Source organism: Stutzerimonas stutzeri (assembly GCF_000935215.1).
Taxonomy (GTDB): Bacteria; Pseudomonadota; Gammaproteobacteria; order Pseudomonadales; family Pseudomonadaceae; genus Stutzerimonas.
On sequence record NZ_JXXD01000066.1, the window covers coordinates 1 to 17,575 of the forward strand.

A 17,575-nucleotide genomic window follows, 5' to 3' on the forward strand; every position below is an offset into this window, starting at 1 on the left:
CGCTGGCGCTGGTCGTCGCCGAGACCCAGGCGCTGGCGCGGCACGGGGCGAGCCTGGTGCGCGTCGAATACGAGGTCGAAGCGCACCAGACCGATCTGCAGGCTGCGCGTGAGCAGGCCCATCAAGCGCCAGCGGAGCTGCCGGAGCCGCGCGGCGATTTCGACTCGGCGTTCGCCGCGGCGGCAAAGCGCATCGATTGCGAGTACGGCACCCCGGTCGAGCACCACAACCCGATGGAGCCGCACGCATCCATTGTCCAGTACCAGCCGGGCGGCGAGCTGCTGATCCATGACAAGACCCAGGGCGTGCAGAACTGCCAGCGCTATCTGGAGCAGGTGTTCGACATGCAGGGCAAGATTCGCGTGCTCGCGCCCTTTGTTGGCGGTGCCTTCGGCTCCGGCCTGCGCCCGCAGTACCAGCTGCCGCTGGCGGTGATGGCCGCACTCAAGCTGAAGGCCTCGGTGCGCGTCGAGCTGACCCGACAGCAGATGTTCACCTTCGGCTATCGCCCGCGCACCTTTCAGCAGCTGAAGCTCGCGGCAGATGGCGAAGGACGGCTGCGGGCCATCGAGCACAAGGCCATTGGCCAGACCTCGCGCTTCGAGGACTTCACCGAGCACGAGGTGGAGTGGTCCGGCATGCTCTACGCCTGCGACAACGTTCGCCTCGGCTACCGCCTGGCGCCGCTGGACGTCTATACCCCGCTGGACATGCGCGCCCCGGGCGCGACCATCGGTGTCTATGCGCTTGAGTGCGCGATGGACGAGCTGGCCCATGAAGTCGGTATCGATCCGTTGGAGCTGCGCCTGCGCAACTACACCGACATCAACGGTAACGAGGGCAAGCGCTATTCCAGCAAGGAGCTGCGTGCCTGCTACCAGCAGGGTGCGGAGCGCTTCGGCTGGTCGCGGCGTCCGGCGCAGCCACGCAGCCTGCGCGACGGTCATCAGTTGGTGGGCATGGGCATGGCCACCGGCGTCTGGGAAGCCATGCAGATGCCGGCCTCCGCTCGCGCCTGCCTCGACGCCGACGGCCGGCTGCTGGTGACCAGCGCCACCGCCGATATCGGCACCGGCACCTACACCGCGATGACCCAGATCGCCGCCGATGCCATGGGCCTGTCGATGGCCGAGGTGGAGTTCCGCCTCGGCGATTCCAGCCTGCCGCAGGCACCGCTGGAGGGTGGCTCGGCCACCGTGTCCTCGGTCGGTAGTGCGGTGCAACGCGCATGCGCCGGCCTGCGGCAGAAGCTGCTGGACGCCGTACAGCAGTCGCCGGCTTCACCCTTTACCGGAGCGAATCTGGAGACGGTGGAGTTTGTCGATGGCCAACTGCGGCTGAAATCCGGCGAGCATGCCGTGCCGCTGCGCGACATCGTCCAGGTCAGCGGCGCATTGGAGGCCGAAGCCAGCGTCAAGCCGGATGAGAAGCGCGACGCCTGGGCGACGGGAACCCATTCGGCGGTGTTCGTCGAGGTGCGCGTCGACGAGGACCTCGGCACCATCAAGGTCAGCCGTGTGGTCAGCGCGATTGCCGCGGGCCGCATCGTCAACCCGAAGACCGCCGGCAACCAGATCGTCGGCGGCGTGGTCTGGGGCATCGGCCAGGCGCTGCACGAGGAGACGCTGATCGATCACAGACTCGGCCGCTACATGAACCACAACCTTGCCGAGTACCACATCCCGGTGAACGCGGACATTCCCGAGATCGACGTGATCTTCGTCGAGGAACACGACGAGATCGTCAACGACCTTGGGTCCAAAGGCGTGGGCGAGATCGGCATTGTCGGCGTGGCGGCGGCGGTTGCCAATGCGATCTACAACGCGACGGGCAAGCGCGTGCGGGATCTGCCGATCACCCTGGACAAGGTGCTGTAACGCGCCTTTGACGGCGGCTGCGATGTCCGTACGGCTGGTGGGCTAGCCCACCAACCGCCACCGCGCCAGGGCACAGAACCTGTTGTAGGCCGGCTTAGCCACGTGGTGTGCTGGTTTGCCGATCACGCATCCGGCAAAAGGCCCCGTTCGGCAAACACCGCCTTGACCGTGTGCATGCCGTTGAGCGCGGCCGGGAAGCCGGCGTAAACCGCCATCTGAATGACCACCTCGACGATCTGTTCCGGCGTGCAGCCGACGTTCAGCGCGCCATGAACGTGCACGGCCAGCTGCGGTTGGCAATGGCCGAGTGCGGTGAGCGCCGCCACGGTCGCCAGCTCACGCCGGGCCAGGTCGAGGCCGGGGCGCTGGTAGATGTCGCCGAAGGGAAATTCGATCACGTAGCGCGCCAGGTCCGGCGCAATGGCTTGCAGGCTGTCGATGACCTTGCGCCCGGCCTCGCCGTCGATCTCGTCGAGCTTGGCCAGGCCTTCGGTGTAGCGGGCTGATACAGACATGGAGCGTTCCTCTCAATAGGTCGGAGGAAAGCCTGCGGGTTGGAGTCGACTCCAGGTCAAGCGGAAGTTTGCTGCCGATACAGCGCGATCTTCGCCTGCAATGCGTCGAGATGCTGATGGTCGCGCTGGATGCGTTCGTGCAGCCTGGCAGCATGCTGCTCAAGCAATGCCTGGCGCGCTGCCAGGGTGGTATCGCCGCATTCGCGCAGTTCGGCATAGCGGATGATGTCGTCCAGCGCCATGCCGGTGTCTTTCAGGCGCAGGATGAAGCCGATCCACTCCAGGTCGCGCGGGCCATAGACGCGAAAGCCGCTGGCGTCCCGAGCGACATGCCGTAGCAGGCCGATCTTTTCGTAATAGCGCAGCGTATCGGCGGACAGGCCGCAGCGCGCGGCGAACTGCCGGATGCTGAGGCGGACCGGCGCCTCGCTCATGCCTTGATCGACCGCAGAATGACGAACTTCGGTGTGGCGGCCACCTGCTCGGCGTTGCCGAACAGGCGCTTGAGCTTGAGGTGATAGCCGAGGTGGCGGTTGCCGACGATCCACAGCTCGCCGCCCTTGGCCAGCGCCGCCTTGGCCTGGGTGAACATGCGCCAGGCGAGGAAGTCGCCGACCACCTGCTGCTGGTGGAACGGCGGATTGCACAGCACCAGGTCCAGCGAGGTCGGCGGTTGCTCGGCCAGGCCGTCGCCGGCGCGAATCTCGACCGGGCGCTGACCGTGGATTGCCTGCCAGTTCTCCCGTGCCGACTGCACAGCCATGTAGCTCTCGTCCACCAGTGTCAGTTGCGCCTGCGGGTTGCCCAGCGCGTAGACGATACCGAGCACGCCGTTGCCGCAGCCGAGATCGGCGACGCGCAGCGCACCGAGTGCCTGCGGCAGATGTGGTAGGAAGGCGCGGGTGCCGATATCGAGGCCTTCGCGGCAGAACAGATTGGCGTGGTTGAGCAGCTCGAGTTTCGGCTGATCGAGCTGGTAGCGGGTAGGGTAGGGCGACTGCGGCGCCGGTTTCGCGCTTGGCGTTGCGCTGAGCAGACGTGCCTTCTTCACCGCCAGCGAAGCCTGCACCGGGCCGATGTACTGCTCCAGCAGATCACCGGCGGCGCGCGGCAGATGCTTGATCATCGCCGCAGCGATCACCTGCGCGCCTGGCGCCAGCTGGCCGTGCAGGCGGATCAGCTGTTCTTCCAGCAGGGCAAGGGTTTTCGGTACGCGAATCAGCACCCGGTCGAACGGGCCCTGGGCGACCTCGCTGGCAGGTACGAAGCGCACGCGCTCGGCCGGCAGCTCGTTACGTGCCAGGTTCTTTTGCAATGCCAGGTGGCCGAGGTGCGAGTCGCCGCTGCTGGTGACCGCGACGTGTGCGGCCAGCGAGCAAGCCAGGGCGCCGAAGCTGTCATTGAGGATCAGCACTCGCGTGGCCGCTGGCAATCCCTGCTCATGCAGCTGGGCCAGCAGGTATTCGTCGGCGGCATCGAAGGCCTGCAGCGGCTCGTTGGGCTGCTCCGGCTGGCGGATCAGATCGAGGCTTGCATAGGGGGTATCGAGAATAGGCATGAGAACTGGCGGTGTTTGTCGGCTGCGTAAAGGAGTATCAAGGACCCATGCGGGCGCTGCGTGCAGTGGGCCCGAAGATGCTCGGAGGGAGCGAAGTATGACCGCCAGCGAAGAGAAGTTCACCCGCCAGCGCCTGCTAGAGGTGCAGACGCTGACGCCTAACCTGTTCACTCTGCGTACCAGCCGCGATCCCGGTTTTCGCTTCACCGCCGGGCAGTTCGCCCGCCTCGGTGTGCGCAAGCCAAGCGGCTGTATCGTCTGGCGCGCCTATTCGATGGTCTCGGCGCCGCACGACGAGTTTCTCGATTTCTTTTCCATTGTCGTGCCGGACGGCGAATTCACCAGCGAGCTGAGCCGGTTGGCAGTCGGCGACGAGCTGCTGGTGGACAAGCAGGCCTTCGGCTTTCTGACGCTGGATCGCTTTCTCGATGGTCGTGACCTATGGCTGCTGGCCACCGGCACCGGGATCGCCCCGTTTCTGTCGATCCTGCAGGACTTCGAGGCCTGGCAGCGCTTCGAGCGCATCATTCTGGTCTACAGCGTGCGCGAGGCGCGTGAGCTGGCCTATCAGCAGCTGATCGCCGAACTGCCGCAACGCGACTACCTGGATGGTCTGGGCTCGAAGCTGCTGTACCTGCCGGTGGTAACGCGCGAACAGATACCCGGTGCGCTGCACGGACGCATCACCACGCTGATCGAGAACGGCGAACTGGAGCGCGCCGCCGATCTGCAGCTGACGCCCGAGCATTCGCGGATCATGCTCTGCGGCAACCCGCAGATGATCGAGGACACCCGTGCGGTGCTGAAAGCGCGTGATCTGAACCTGGCGATGACGCGCAGGCCCGGCCAGGTGGCGGTGGAGAACTACTGGTAGGCGATTGCCGCGCGGAGTCTCGCGCAACAAAACAAAAGCCCCCGCCGGACGATCCGACGGGGGCTTTGTCTTTCAAGCTGAGGCTCGGGGGCGGGCGCAGCCGTTACACGACGCCCTGGGCCAGCATGGCATCGGCAACCTTGACGAAGCCGGCGATGTTGGCGCCCTTCACGTAGTTGATTCGACCGTTTTCCTCGCCGTGGGCGACGCAGGCGTGGTGGATCGACTGCATGATGCCGTGCAGCTTGGTGTCCACCTCACCGGCGGTCCAGTGCAGGCGCATGGCGTTCTGGCTCATCTCCAGTCCGCTACAGGCCACACCACCGGCGTTGGATGCCTTGCCCGGTGCGTAGAGGATGCCGGCCTCGAGGAACAGGTCGACGGCTTCCAGGGTCGACGGCATGTTCGCGCCTTCGGCCACGCAGATGCAGCCGTTCTTCAGCAGCGCGCGGGCGTCTTCGCCATCCAGTTCGTTCTGCGTGGCGCAGGGCAGGGCGATATCGCACGGCAGGCTCCACGGACGCTGATCGGCCAGGTAGGTGACGCCGAAGTGCGTGCCCATCTCCTCGAGGCGACCGCGACGGACGTTCTTCAGGTCCATCAGGTATGTCCACTGCTCGGCGGTCATGCCGTCCGCGAAGTGCAGGGTGCCGCCCGAGTCGGACAGCGAGACGACCCGGCCACCCAGTTCCATGACTTTCTGCGCCGCGTACTGCGCGACGTTACCGGAACCGGAGATGGCCACGCGCTTGCCGTCGAAGCTGCTGTGGCTGCTCTTGAGCATTTCCTCGGCGAAGTACACGCAGCCGTAGCCGGTGGCTTCCGGGCGGATCAGGCTGCCGCCATAGGCCAGGCCCTTGCCGGTCAGGACGGAGGTGAACTGGTTGGACAGGCGCTTGTACTGGCCGAAGAGGAAGCCGATCTCGCGGCCGCCGACGCCGATGTCACCGGCCGGAACGTCGAGGTCTGCGCCGATATGGCGGTACAGCTCGGTCATGAACGACTGGCAGAAGCGCATCACTTCGTTGTCACTCTTGCCCTTGGGGTTGAAGTCCGAGCCACCCTTGCCGCCGCCCATGGGCAGCGAAGTCAGGGAGTTCTTGAAGACCTGTTCGAAGGCGAGGAACTTGAGGACGCCGATGTTCACCGACGGATGGAAGCGCAGACCACCTTTGTATGGGCCGATGGCGCTGTTCATCTGGATGCGGAAGCCGCGATTGACCTGCACACGGCCCTGATCGTCGACCCAGGGTACGCGGAAGATGATCGAGCGCTCCGGCTCGACCATGCGTTCGATGATGCCGGCCTGCATGTAATGCGGATGGGCTTCGAGGAAGGGCCAGAGGCTGCGAACCACTTCTTCCACCGCCTGGTGGAACTCGGGTTGGTGGGGGTCGCGTTGCTTCAACCGCGCGAGAAAGGCATCAACGGTTTCGATCATCAGGTAGGCCCTCGGCGACCGCGTGTCGGCAGTCATTAATAATTTTGGCCGGCGACTGTAGCAAACCTGATTTGCACCGCGGAAGTGCGACATGGGTCTGGCATGCCGCGAAATGGTGCGTTAGAAGGGCTGTGGTGCTGAAGGTTTCGGCTCCGTGCGTGGCGTCTGGCTTCTATGTTTCCCGATGCTTCAGACTTTAAGAGGCGGAGGCGTTGCTCCATTTGCACTGAAATGGAGCGATGGGTGCGTCATTCTTGTGCTTGTTCGGGTGATGGCTAGTCGGCCAGCTCACAGCGGTTGCGACCACTGCGCTTGGCTCTCAGCAGCGCGATGTCGGCGCGGTTGATAGTGCTCGAGTAGGTTTCGTCGGCGCGCAGCTCGGCGATACCCATGCTGGCGGTGACCCCGAGCAGGTCATCGTTCACCCGCACGCCGAGCGCGGCAATGCTGTCGCCAAGGCGGCGCATCACCGTGCAGGCCATCTCGGCGCTGCTTTCCGGCATCAGGATAAGGAATTCCTCGCCGCCCCAGCGACCACAGAGGTCGTGCTCGCGAATCTCCGATTCCATGACGCGCACCACTTCGATCAGCACGCGGTCGCCGACTTCGTGGCCGTACTCGTCGTTGATGACCTTGAAGCGGTCGATGTCCAGCATGACCAGGGCCAGCGGGCGGCCGTAGCGTTTGGCGCGCTCGCTTTCCTCGCGCAGGCGCTCGGTGAGCAGGCGGCGGTTGGCGATGCCGGTCAGAGTGTCCAAGGTCGAGGCCTCGCGCAGCGAGGCATTCAGGTCCTGCATCATCATCTGGTAGCGGTCGGAGATGCGCGCGACCTTTTCCAGCTGGCGCAACTGCTTGTCGAAGCGCGCCGAAAGGCTCAGTTCGCGCTCGCGGGCGATGCTCTGGTAGCCGTCCGATACGCGGGCGATGCGTTCGATTCGGCCAAGCAGGTCATGGTGCGCTCCCCACAGCTGGCTCAGGGCTTCCTTCAGCGGGTGCCCCTCGAACTGCGGATCGGCGAGGAGATTGATGACCTCTTGCTCTAGCGGCGATGGCCCACGCATATCGACCTTCTGTCAGTCGTGACTCTGGATGGAAAAGGGGAAGGTGCAGTCTTCCTTGAACTCTTCGGCCAACTCCACGACGCGCTCGTTGCGGATGTCGTAGTACCAGTTGACCGCGACCTGCCGGCCTTCCTGATAGGCGGCTTCGAGCAGGTCGAAGATGTCCATCATCGCCTTGATGCTGCTGGTGTTCAGGTACAGCAGGCGCAGCTCGAGGTTGAGCGGATGTGCGGCTTCGCCGAGGAAGCGCTCGATCCATTCGTAGACCTGGTGGAACAGCTCGTAGGAATTTTCCGGGTACGAGTCGCCCTGCATCGAGACGATGCCTTTTTCCCAGTCGGACTGGATGGCGGGAGTGGACTGGCTGCCGGGGATTGAAAAATCGTTCATGGGGATGCTCTTGAGTTTCAGATGACGGCGCTCAGGCTGATGAAGGAAAGCTCGTCGGAGACTGGCTGCAACGAAGCCTTGAGCGGCTCGCTGGACTTGCGGGCAATATCGATCAGGCCGAGTCCGGCGCCGGTTGCCACGTGTTCGTCACGCGGCTTGCGCAATTGTTCCTTGTACAGGGCCTTGAGGCCGGCCTTGTCCTTTTTTGCCAGTTCGGCGACGGCGGTAAGCAGTTGCTGGCCGTCGGCGGTTTCGATCAGGTTGCCGGCCGAAACCACGTAGCGGCCCTGGTCATCGCGTGCGACCACGACTGTGGCGCCGGCCTGCTGATCGGACCAGTTCTTTTCGCGGGTGTAGTGGCGAATGTTCTGCGTCATCTCGATGTACACGGCGAACACGTCCATGGCCGAGGACGGGTGCGCCTGCTCTTCGCTCATGTAGTTGCGCAGGGCATTGCCGATCTCTTCGATCAGGCTGCGGGAGATGGGGCCGTTGAAGCACAGCATGATCTGTTGCTGGTTGTAGCATTCGCGCATCGCGAACATGTCAATGGGGGCCATGGCCAACTCCCTGTCTCAATCGAAGCGGAAACATAACATCGTGATGTCATCGCGCTGCGGGAATTCACCCTGATAGCGCGCCAGTGCGAGGCTGAAGGCTTCGCCCTGTTCGGCCAGGGGAAGCCGTGCATGCTCGCGGATCATGCTGGCGAAGCGGCTGTTGCCAAAGCCGAACCCGTCGTCGCCGCCGGCCTGGTCGAGGAAACCGTCGGTGGTCATGTAGAAGGTCCGCCCCGGTTGCAGGTCGACGCTGGTGTTGCGGTAGTCGCCGATGCGTTTATCGCCGATGGCGCGCCGCGCTGCCTTGATCTCGTGCACCTCTTCGCCATCACAGTAGTACAACGCAATCTTCGCGCCGGAATAATGCACCTTGCGCTGGCGCAAATCGACATAGGCGAGGCCGATATCCATGTTGGTCGCCAGGGCATGGGAGTCCTGCTCTTCGCGCAGCATGTTGCGCACGATCGCATCGGTACGCGCGAGCGCGGCGGCGGGGTCGTCCAGGCCGGTCGTGCCGAGCGCCTGATCGATGGCGGCGTGGGCCAGCATCGTCATCAACGCGCCGGGCACGCCGTGTCCGGCACAGTCGACGATTCCGAACAGGCAGCCATGTTCGTCGGCGCGATACACATAGAAGTCGCCGCCGACGACATCGCGTGGCCGCCAGAGCACTGCATGACGATCGCCCATGGCGGTGACCAGCTGCCGGTTGGGCAGGATCGAGCGCTGGATGAGGCTGGCGTAGTCGATCGAGTCGTCGATCTTCTTGTGCGCGGCGGCCATTTCCAGGTTGCCTGTTCCAGGTCGCGGGTGCGCTCACGCACACGATTCTCCAGCTCGCTGGTGTGGCTACGAACCTGCTGCGCCATGGCACCGAAGGCTGCGCTGAGTTCGCCGATCTCGTCCTGCCGGTGCAGGGGCAGGGGGGCATCGTACTGTCCCGCCGCCAGGGCCTGGGCGCTGCGTCTCAGCTGGCGCAGCGGTTTGAGCACACGCTTCTCGACCAGCCAGGCACCACCACCGATCAGCAGCAGGAACAGCACCAGAAACAGGGCGATGGCCGGCAGCAGCGGACGCACCTCGACGACCTGCGCGGTGCCCAGGTCCACGGCGCTGGCGACGAACCACTGCAGCTCGGGAATCCAGCTCAGCGCCAGCAAGCGGGGCGCGCCATCCAGGGTGACGCGCAACGTCGCCACGGTGCCGGGGTTCTCGCGGCTTTCCGCCATGGCCTGACGCACTGCCGAGGCCGCGCCGAGGTCGTCGAGCTGGCCGAGGATACTCGTCGACAAGGAGCGTCCACGCGCGGTTTCGGCGTTGAGCGTGACCAGATTCTGATTAGGATGAACGAGGATGGAGCCGTAGGCATCGAGCACCATCGACTCGACGCCGACCTTGTTCGCCTCGATGAAGTCATCCAGAAATGCTTGCAGGCTGATGCCGGAACCGACCAGGCCCAGGCGTCGATCGCCGTCACGCACCTGCACGTTGAACCACACCTTGAGCTCCTCGGTGACCACCGAGCGGTCGACGTTGATGGCGTAGGGGGTATCGGCCTGCAGTGTCTGGAAGAACCATTCGTCGCGCGGGGCGTCTGGGGCCATCACATAGCGAGGCGCATCGCTGGGTGGCTGGTCGGGTCCGTTCGAGTAGTAGCCGTTGCCGCTCGCCGAGGCGGCGAAGTAGGCGTGGTCGCCGAAGGCCTGCTGGTAGCCGGCCGCTTCCTGGAAAAAGATCTTGCGCTTGGCCGGGTCCTGCTCGTCGTTCAACCAGGCCAGCGTCAGCTGCGAAGCCGCCAGCCGTTGAGCCAGTGCCAGTTCGCGTGAAACCGGTGCGAACAGGCGTTCGCGGTTGAGTTGGACCACATTGCGCGCATAGGCCTCGCCGAAGCGACTCTGCACGCCGAGCAATGCTTCTCGGCCAATGAAACCGGCAAAGACGAAAGCAAGCAGGCAACTGAGCAACAATGCCAGCAGTGATTTGCCGCGCAGTCCAAGTGCCGCCATGCGAATTGTCCTTTGTCGGTCGCGGGGGTCGGCATGGTGCGATTGCCGCGCCTGCCGGAGGGATCAGTAATTCACGCAGGCGGCATTGTGCCACTATTTGTGGGTGCTTTCTCTAGACACGACAACGGAGCCTGTCCGGCTCCGTTGTCGTTATCTACCGCTTACTGCGCCAGCTTCTTGTACTTGACGCGGTGCGGCTGGGAGGCTGCGTCACCGAGGCGCTTCTTGCGATCGGCTTCATACTCGGTGTAGTTGCCTTCGAAGAACACGACACCGCCATCGTCCTCGTAGGAGAGGATGTGGGTGGCGACGCGGTCGAGGAACCAGCGGTCGTGGGAGATCACGATGGCCGAGCCGGGGAAGTCCAGCAGTGCCTCTTCCAGCGAGCGCAGGGTTTCCACGTCGAGGTCGTTGGACGGCTCGTCGAGCAGCAGCACGTTGGCGCCCTGCTTGAGGGTCAGCGCCAGGTGCAGACGACCGCGCTCACCGCCGGAGAGATCCTTGACGAACTTCTGCTGGTCGGCGCCCTTGAAGTTGAAGCGGCCAACGTAACCGCGCGATGGCACCTCGTAGTTGCCGATGCGAATCTGGTCCAAGCCATCGGAGACTGCTTCCCATACGGTCTTTCCACCGTTCAGGTCGTCGCGGCTCTGGTCCACGCAGGCCAACTGCACGGTATCGCCGATTTCGATGCTGCCGGAATCCGGTGTTTCCTTGCCCATCAGCATGCGGAACAGGGTCGACTTCCCGGCACCGTTGCCACCGATCACGCCAACGATGGCGCCTTTCGGCACGCTGAAGGAGAGGTCGTCGATCAGTACGCGGTCGCCATAGCCCTTGGTGACGTTCTTGAATTCGATGACCTTGTCGCCCAGGCGCGGGCCGGCCGGGATGTAGATCTCGTTGGTCTCTGCGCGTTTCTGGAATTCCTGCGACTGCATTTCCTCGAAGCGCTGCAGACGAGCCTTGGATTTGGACTGGCGGGCCTTGGCGCCTTTACGTACCCATTCCAGTTCTTCCTTCATGGCCTTTTCATGGGCCGACTGCTGCTTGGATTCCTGCGCCAGACGCGCCGATTTGGCTTCCAGCCAGCCGGAATAGTTGCCTTCGTACGGGATGCCCGCGCCGCGGTCGAGTTCGAGGATCCAGCCGGCGACGTTGTCGAGGAAGTAACGATCGTGGGTGATCGCCACCACGGTGCCGGGGAAGTCGTGGAGGAAGCGCTCCAGCCAGGCCACCGAGTCGGCATCCAGGTGGTTGGTCGGTTCGTCCAGCAGCAGCATGTCCGGGGCCGACAGCAGCAGGCGGCAGAGGGCGACGCGGCGCTTCTCGCCGCCGGACAGGTGCGCGACCTTGGCATCCCAGGCCGGCAGACGCAGTGCATCTGCGGCGACCTCCAGCTGGCGCTCCAGGTTATGGCCGTCGGATGCCTGCAGGATCGCTTCGAGCTTGGCCTGCTCGGCAGCCAGCGCATCGAAATCGGCGTCCGGCTCGGCGTAGGCGGCGTAAACGGCATCCAGGCGGGCCTGGGCGTCCTTGATCACACCAACCGCCTCCTCGACGATTTCGCGCACGGTCTTTTCCGGGTCGAGCTGCGGTTCCTGCGGCAGGTAGCCGACATTGATTCCCGGCATGGCACGGGCCTCGCCGTCGAACTCGGTGTCGACGCCGGCCATGATGCGCAGCAGGGTGGATTTACCGGCGCCGTTCAGGCCGAGCACGCCAATCTTGGCGCCGGGGAAGAACGACAGGGAGATGTTCTTGAGGATCTCACGCTTCGGCGGAACGACCTTGCTCAGCCGGTGCATGGTGTAGACGTATTGAGCCATGGAAACGAATGCCCGTGACAGTGGTGAATGATGCCTAACCCAGGCCGTGGGGGGCCGAAAATGGGGTGGCATGGAAAGGGCGCAAAGCTACCCGAATGCACCGGTCAGGGCAAACCGCGACAGTGCGCCGTCGCGGCTGCGGAAGCGGCGGCTGTTCATCTTGTGCATGACTATCGCTCATACCCGCAACCGGTCGGATGAGGTAGAATCCGCGCCTCTCTTTTATACCGCCAGCTGATCTCAGAGGACTGCCATGTTCAGCCGTGATTTGACCCTCGCCCGTTTCGACGCCGATCTCTTCGCTGCCATGGAGCAGGAAGCCAAGCGTCAGGAAGACCACATCGAGCTGATCGCCTCGGAGAACTACACCAGCCCGGCGGTGATGGAAGCCCAGGGTTCGGTGCTCACCAACAAGTACGCCGAAGGCTATCCGGGCAAGCGCTACTACGGCGGTTGCGAGTACGTCGACGTGGTCGAGCAGCTGGCCATCGACCGCGCCAAGGAACTGTTCGGCGCCGACTACGCCAACGTCCAGCCGCATGCTGGCTCTCAAGCCAACAGCGCCGTCTACCTCGCCCTTTTGCAGGCCGGTGACACCATCCTCGGCATGAGCCTGGCCCACGGCGGCCACCTCACCCACGGCGCCAGCGTTTCCTCCTCCGGCAAGCTGTACAACGCCGTGCAGTACGGCATCAACGACCAAGGCCTGATCGACTATGACGAAGTAGAGCGTCTGGCCGTCGAGCACAAGCCGAAAATGATCGTCGCCGGCTTCTCCGCCTATTCGCAGGTGCTGGATTTCGCCCGTTTCCGCGCCATCGCCGACAAGGTCGGTGCTTATCTGTTCGTCGACATGGCTCACGTGGCCGGTCTGGTCGCTGCTGGCGTCTACCCGAACCCGGTTCCGTTCGCTGACGTCGTCACAACTACTACCCACAAGACCCTGCGCGGCCCGCGCGGCGGCCTGATCCTGGCGCGCGCCAACGCCGAGATCGAGAAGAAGCTGAACTCTGCTGTCTTCCCGGGAGCCCAGGGCGGCCCGCTGGAGCACGTCATCGCGGCCAAGGCCGTTTGCTTCAAGGAAGCGCTGCAGCCCGAGTTCAAGGCCTACCAGCAGCAGGTAGTGAAGAATGCTCAGGCCATGGCCGAGGTGTTCATCCAGCGTGGTTTCGATGTGGTGTCCGGTGGTACTCAGAACCACCTGTTCCTGCTCAGCCTGATCAAGCAGGACATCACCGGCAAGGATGCTGACGCTGCCCTGGGCAACGCCCACATCACCGTGAACAAGAACAGCGTGCCGAACGACCCGCGTTCGCCGTTCGTGACGTCCGGTCTGCGCATCGGCACCCCGGCCGTCACCACTCGCGGCTTCGGCGAGACCGAGTGCCGCGACCTGGCCGGCTGGATCTGCGACATCCTCGACAACATGGGCGACGAGTCGGTGATCGAAGCGGTTCGTGGCAAGGTCGAAGCGGTCTGCGCCAAGTTCCCGGTATACGGCAAGTAAGCGCTCGAACGCTGCATTGGAAAGCCCGCGAAAGCGGGCTTTCTGCTATCTAGCGGTTATCTCTTTGATCCTGGGCGGTGCGACGCTTGCGCGGCGCGCTAGACTGCCGTGATCTGTTCGTTCGGAGTTCGACTCATGTTCAAGCGCGCCACTGGTGTGATCCTGCCGCCACCGGTCATCTATCTGCTGTTTCTCGCGGCGGCCTGGTTGTTGGAGTCGGTGTTGCCGATCACGCTGTCGCGCAATCTCTGGACTCACTATGCCGGCTGGGGTCTGATCGACGCGGGCGTGTTGTTGATGCTCTGGGCTGGATTGCTGATGCTCTGGCGCAAGACCACGGTCAATCCCTATGGCAAGCCCGCGAAGCTGCTGGAAGAGGGGCCGTTCGGTTTCTCACGCAACCCGATCTATCTGGCCGACAGCCTGATCTACTGTGGCATCGCGCTGCTCTGGGGCACGCTGTGGCCCTGGCTGTTGCTGCCTGCCCTGATCTTCACCATGCAGCGCGCCGTGATCATGCATGAGGAGCGCTTGCTGACCCAGCTGTTTGGCGACGACTATCTGGCGTACTGTGGACGGGTGCGCCGCTGGTTGTAACGGCGATGTCGAGAGTTGTTGTCCTATAGTGAATTCAGACACCGCGGAGTGATGTTCATGACTGATTCCCCCAGTGATCGCCGGCGCTTCCAGCGTATCGAGTTCGATGCCGCCACTGAGTTGGTGCAGGGTGACCGGCGCTGGCCGGTCGAGCTGCATGACCTGTCCCTGAAAGGCCTGCTGGTTCGCCGCCCGGAAGGCTGGGATGCCGATGCTGAACAGCCGTTCGAAGCGCGGGTGCGCCTGGCCGATGATGCCGTGGTGCGCATGGAGGTGGCGATGACCCATGAAGAGGGCGATCTGATCGGCTTCGTCTGCCAGCATATCGATCTCGACTCGATCGCCCACCTGCGGCGCCTGGTCGAACTCAACCTCGGCGACGAGGCACTGCTGGAACGCGAGCTGGCTGCACTCGGCGGCCAGTAACGATCACTCGAACAGCGCGTCGAGCGCCTGCTCCAGGCGAGTCACGGCGATGATCTGCAAACCGGCGGGGGCCTCCTTCGGCGCATTGCCCTTGGGCACGATGGCGCGCTTGAAGCCGTGCTTGGCTGCCTCCTTCAGACGCTCCTGACCACTTGGCACCGGGCGGATCTCGCCCGACAAGCCCACTTCACCGAATACCAGCAGATCGGTATCCAGCGGCCGGTTGCGCAGGCTGGAGATCACCGCGGCCATCAGCGCCAGATCCGCCGCGGTTTCCAGCACCTTCACACCGCCGACCACGTTGATGAAAACGTCCTGATCGTAGGTGGGAATGCTGCCATGCCGATGCAGTACGGCCAGCAGCATGGCCAGACGGTTCTGATCCAGGCCCAGGGTGACGCGGCGCGGGTTGGCCAGGTGGCTGGTGTCCACCAGCGCCTGCACCTCCACCAGCATGGGGCGGGTGCCTTCCCAGGTGGCCATGACCACGCTGCCGGGCACCGCTTCCTGAGCGCGGGTGAGGAAGATCGCCGAGGGGTTGGTGACTTCTTTCAGGCCCTTGTCGGTCATGCCGAACACTCCGAGCTCGTTGACCGCGCCGAAGCGGTTCTTCACCGCCCGTAGCAGGCGCAGACGGCCATCGGATTCACCCTCAAAATACAGCACCGTATCGACCATGTGCTCGAGCACGCGCGGGCCGGCCAGTGCGCCTTCCTTGGTCACGTGGCCGACGAGGAAGATCGCCGTGCCGCTCTGCTTGGCGAAGCGGACCAGCAGCGCCGCGCTCTCGCGCACCTGAGCCACACCGCCCGGCGCTGACTGCAGCTGCTCGGTGAAGATGGTCTGGATCGAGTCGATCACCATCACCTTGGGCTTTTCCAGCCGCGCGGTGGCGATTATCGATTCGATGCAGGTCTCGGTCATCACCTTGAGCCGGTCCTGCGGCAGGTCCAGACGACGCGCACGCATGGCCACCTGCTGCTGGGATTCTTCACCGGTGACGTAGAGCGCCGGGTACTGCTGGGCGATGGCGCAGAGGGTCTGCAGCAGGATCGTCGACTTGCCTATGCCCGGATCACCGCCGATCAGCACCACCGAGCCGTCCACCAGCCCCCCTCCGAGTACGCGATCCAGCTCGCCGGAAGCGGTTGAGAATCGCGGTACTTCCTCGACGCTGACCTCGGCGAGCGTCCTGATGTTGGCCTGCTCCCCGGCCCAGCCTGCACGGCCGGAGGGCGGTGCCGCACCCTCGATGATCGTTTCCACCAGCGTATTCCAGGCGCCACAGTCACCGCACTGGCCGGCCCATTTCGGGAAGGTCGAGCCGCATTCGGTGCAGCCATACATGCGCTTGGCCTTGGCCATGGGAAACTCCGGGTCTGATTGGTGGTGTCGCATGATAACGGCTGACTTGATCGCCATCAGCCACAAGCGGCGAGGCAGCGGCCAGACTGTAAACAAATCGAACAGGAGTGAGCGCCATGCGACATCTGTTGTTTCTGCATCTGCTGGGCGCCAGTGTCTGGGTTGGCGGGCATCTGGTACTGCTGTTCAGTGTGCTGCCGGGTGCCCTGCGTCGCCGCGATGTGCAACCGGTACGCCAGTTCGAACAACTCTACGAGCGCGTCGGGATTCCTGCGCTGCTGGTGCAGATCGTCAGCGGGCTCTGGCTGGCCAGCCTCTGGCTGCCCCATGGGCAATGGTTCGATTCGTCGCCCATGGCGCATCTGGTGCAAGCCAAGCTGGTACTGCTCGGATTTACCGCGCTGCTCGGCGTGCATGCGCGGCTGGCATTGATTCCCAAGCTGGATGCGCAGCGCCTGCCGCAACTGGGGCTGCACATCGTGCTGATCACCCTGACTGCGGTTGCCTTCGTCTGGGTCGGCTCCGGGTTTCGCTTCGGTGGATTGTTCTAGCGGGCCAGACAGCAAGAAGCCCGCGCATGGCGGGCTTCTCTTCACGGGTAGGCGCTATCAGCCGCAGCAACCGCCGCAGCAGCTGCCCGACGCGCGCTTGATGTCGCGGGCGATATCGTCCTTCATCGCCACGCGCTCCTGCTTGAGGGCATTGAGCGCGTTGTCGTCGAGGGTTTCGACACCGTCTTCGACGCGGCAGATGCGCTTGTCCAGCGCTTCGTATTCGTCCGCCTTGCGGGCGAAGGCCGGATCTTCCTGACGCAGTTTCTGCAACTGCTCGCGTTTCTCAGGGAAATCCTTGATCAGTGGGTGATGTTCGACGTGCATGGAAACCGCTCCGGTTTGTCAGGAAGGCGTCCACCTTAGTCTCCCTCCTCCGAGAACCGGTTGACGGCGATCAAGCGAACCTCAATCGCAATAACCGGTCGATGAAAGGCGTTCTGTCGTGGCCTGCGCCGGCAAGCCCGCCTATGCTCTACCACTGCGCTCACCTCCATGTCCTCGGGGGGTATGGCGGGCGGCCCGGTCATCCACTAAAGGAAATCTGCGTATGAGTCTGATCAACGAATTCAAGGCGTTTGCCGTGCGGGGGAATGTCGTCGACATGGCGGTGGGTATCGTCATCGGCGCTGCGTTCGGCAAGATTGTGTCGTCGTTCGTCGACGGGGTGATCATGCCGCCGCTGGGGCTGCTGATCGGTGGGGTGGACTTCTCGGATTTGGCCATAGTGCTCAAGGAAGCCGTCGGCGAGGCCCCAGCGGTGGTGCTGCGGTACGGTGCATTCATTCAGACCGTGGTGGATTTCGTAATCATCGCCTTCGCCATCTTCATGGCGATCAAGGCGATCAACCATCTCAAGCGCAAGGAAGCCGAGGCGCCATCTGCGCCGCCAGCGCCCTCGAAGGAAGAGTTGTTGCTGACGGAGATACGCGACCTGCTCAAGGAGCAGAGGGGAAGCTGAAACGGGGGCCGTTACCCGGCGGCTGGCGCCGGGTAACGGGGAGCGATCACTCTGGCT

General features: G+C 63.9%; 17 protein-coding genes and 1 pseudogene. 7 read left to right on the forward strand and 11 right to left on the reverse strand.

Annotated elements, in window-relative coordinates; genetic code table 11:
* Nucleotides 1-1,877 (forward strand): xanthine dehydrogenase family protein molybdopterin-binding subunit (locus LO50_RS08480; protein WP_044314705.1); only part of this gene is annotated, 1,877 nt, incomplete at its 5' end.
* Nucleotides 1,878-1,999: 122 nt separating this feature from the next.
* Here the strand turns inward: LO50_RS08480 and LO50_RS08485 are convergent.
* From LO50_RS08485 to LO50_RS08495, 3 genes are read right to left on the reverse strand one after another with little or no spacing between them, the layout of a single operon-like run.
* Nucleotides 2,000-2,392 carry a carboxymuconolactone decarboxylase family protein gene (locus LO50_RS08485; RefSeq protein ID WP_044314706.1) on the reverse strand — a complete coding sequence of 131 codons (393 nt, stop codon included), beginning with the start codon at nt 2,390-2,392 and terminating at the stop codon, nt 2,000-2,002.
* A 56-nt stretch (nt 2,393-2,448) separates the two neighbouring features.
* On the reverse strand, nt 2,449-2,826 hold the full coding sequence (locus tag LO50_RS08490; protein WP_044314707.1) for a MerR family transcriptional regulator: 378 nt from the start codon (nt 2,824-2,826) through the stop codon (nt 2,449-2,451).
* A complete protein-coding gene (locus LO50_RS08495) occupies nt 2,823-3,950 on the reverse strand; it encodes a methyltransferase (protein WP_014821469.1) in 1,128 nt (375 codons plus the stop codon). The genes LO50_RS08490 and LO50_RS08495 overlap by 4 nt, the downstream gene beginning before the upstream one ends.
* A 97-nt stretch (nt 3,951-4,047) precedes the next feature.
* On the opposite strand from LO50_RS08495, the gene LO50_RS08500 reads away from it, so the two are divergent.
* Nucleotides 4,048-4,824, forward strand: a complete 777-nt coding sequence (locus tag LO50_RS08500) for a ferredoxin--NADP reductase (protein ID WP_044314708.1) — start codon at nt 4,048-4,050, stop codon at nt 4,822-4,824.
* A gap of 103 nt (nt 4,825-4,927) precedes the next feature.
* Here the strand turns inward: LO50_RS08500 and gdhA are convergent, their stop codons facing one another.
* From gdhA to ettA, 6 genes and pseudogenes are all read right to left on the reverse strand, one after another.
* On the reverse strand, nt 4,928-6,265 hold the full coding sequence (gene gdhA, locus LO50_RS08505; protein WP_014821467.1) for an NADP-specific glutamate dehydrogenase: 1,338 nt from the start codon (nt 6,263-6,265) through the stop codon (nt 4,928-4,930).
* 275 nt (nt 6,266-6,540) lie between these two features.
* Entirely contained in the window at nt 6,541-7,326 is a 786-nt protein-coding gene (siaD, locus tag LO50_RS08510; protein ID WP_014821466.1) for a biofilm regulation diguanylate cyclase SiaD, read from the reverse strand.
* Between the two features lie 12 nt (nt 7,327-7,338).
* Nucleotides 7,339-7,716 (reverse strand): biofilm regulation phosphoprotein SiaC, encoded by a 378-nt coding sequence (gene siaC / locus LO50_RS08515; RefSeq protein WP_014821465.1) that lies wholly within the window; start codon nt 7,714-7,716, stop codon nt 7,339-7,341.
* A 17-nt stretch (nt 7,717-7,733) separates the two neighbouring features.
* Nucleotides 7,734-8,276, reverse strand: coding sequence for a biofilm regulation protein kinase SiaB (gene siaB, locus LO50_RS08520; protein ID WP_014821464.1), 543 nt, complete (start codon nt 8,274-8,276; stop codon nt 7,734-7,736).
* 15 nt (nt 8,277-8,291) lie between these two features.
* Nucleotides 8,292-10,282 (reverse strand): annotated as a pseudogene (siaA, locus tag LO50_RS08525) (biofilm regulation protein phosphatase SiaA).
* Nucleotides 10,283-10,443: 161 nt separating this feature from the next.
* Nucleotides 10,444-12,111, reverse strand: a complete 1,668-nt coding sequence (gene ettA, locus LO50_RS08530; RefSeq protein ID WP_044314709.1) for an energy-dependent translational throttle protein EttA — start codon at nt 12,109-12,111, stop codon at nt 10,444-10,446.
* A gap of 253 nt (nt 12,112-12,364) precedes the next feature.
* Between ettA and glyA the strand changes: the two genes are divergently transcribed.
* The 3 genes from glyA (at nt 12,365) to LO50_RS08545 (ending at nt 14,641) form a co-directional block, all read left to right on the forward strand.
* Nucleotides 12,365-13,618 (forward strand): serine hydroxymethyltransferase, encoded by a 1,254-nt coding sequence (gene glyA / locus LO50_RS08535; RefSeq protein ID WP_044314710.1) that lies wholly within the window; start codon nt 12,365-12,367, stop codon nt 13,616-13,618.
* Nucleotides 13,619-13,753: 135 nt separating this feature from the next.
* Entirely contained in the window at nt 13,754-14,215 is a 462-nt protein-coding gene (locus LO50_RS08540) for a methyltransferase family protein (RefSeq protein WP_044314711.1), read from the forward strand.
* Nucleotides 14,216-14,272: 57 nt separating this feature from the next.
* Complete coding sequence (locus tag LO50_RS08545) at nt 14,273-14,641, forward strand: PilZ domain-containing protein (RefSeq protein WP_044314713.1); 369 nt, start codon at nt 14,273-14,275, stop codon at nt 14,639-14,641.
* A gap of 3 nt (nt 14,642-14,644) precedes the next feature.
* Here LO50_RS08545 and radA read toward each other — a convergent pair whose 3' ends face one another.
* Entirely contained in the window at nt 14,645-16,006 is a 1,362-nt protein-coding gene (radA, locus tag LO50_RS08550; protein ID WP_041014892.1) for a DNA repair protein RadA, read from the reverse strand.
* Between the two features lie 116 nt (nt 16,007-16,122).
* Here radA and LO50_RS08555 point away from each other — a divergent pair, with 116 nt between their 5' ends.
* Entirely contained in the window at nt 16,123-16,557 is a 435-nt protein-coding gene (locus tag LO50_RS08555; RefSeq protein ID WP_014821457.1) for a CopD family protein, read from the forward strand.
* 57 nt (nt 16,558-16,614) lie between these two features.
* Here LO50_RS08555 and LO50_RS08560 read toward each other — a convergent pair whose 3' ends face one another.
* Nucleotides 16,615-16,884: an HP1242/YdcH family protein gene (locus LO50_RS08560; RefSeq protein ID WP_041014891.1), complete on the reverse strand. Its 270-nt coding sequence runs from the start codon at nt 16,882-16,884 to the stop codon at nt 16,615-16,617.
* Nucleotides 16,885-17,107: 223 nt separating this feature from the next.
* Between LO50_RS08560 and mscL the strand changes: the two genes are divergently transcribed.
* Nucleotides 17,108-17,518 (forward strand): large-conductance mechanosensitive channel protein MscL, encoded by a 411-nt coding sequence (mscL, locus tag LO50_RS08565; RefSeq protein ID WP_044314712.1) that lies wholly within the window; start codon nt 17,108-17,110, stop codon nt 17,516-17,518.
* The last annotated feature ends 57 nt before the right edge of the window (nt 17,519-17,575 follow it).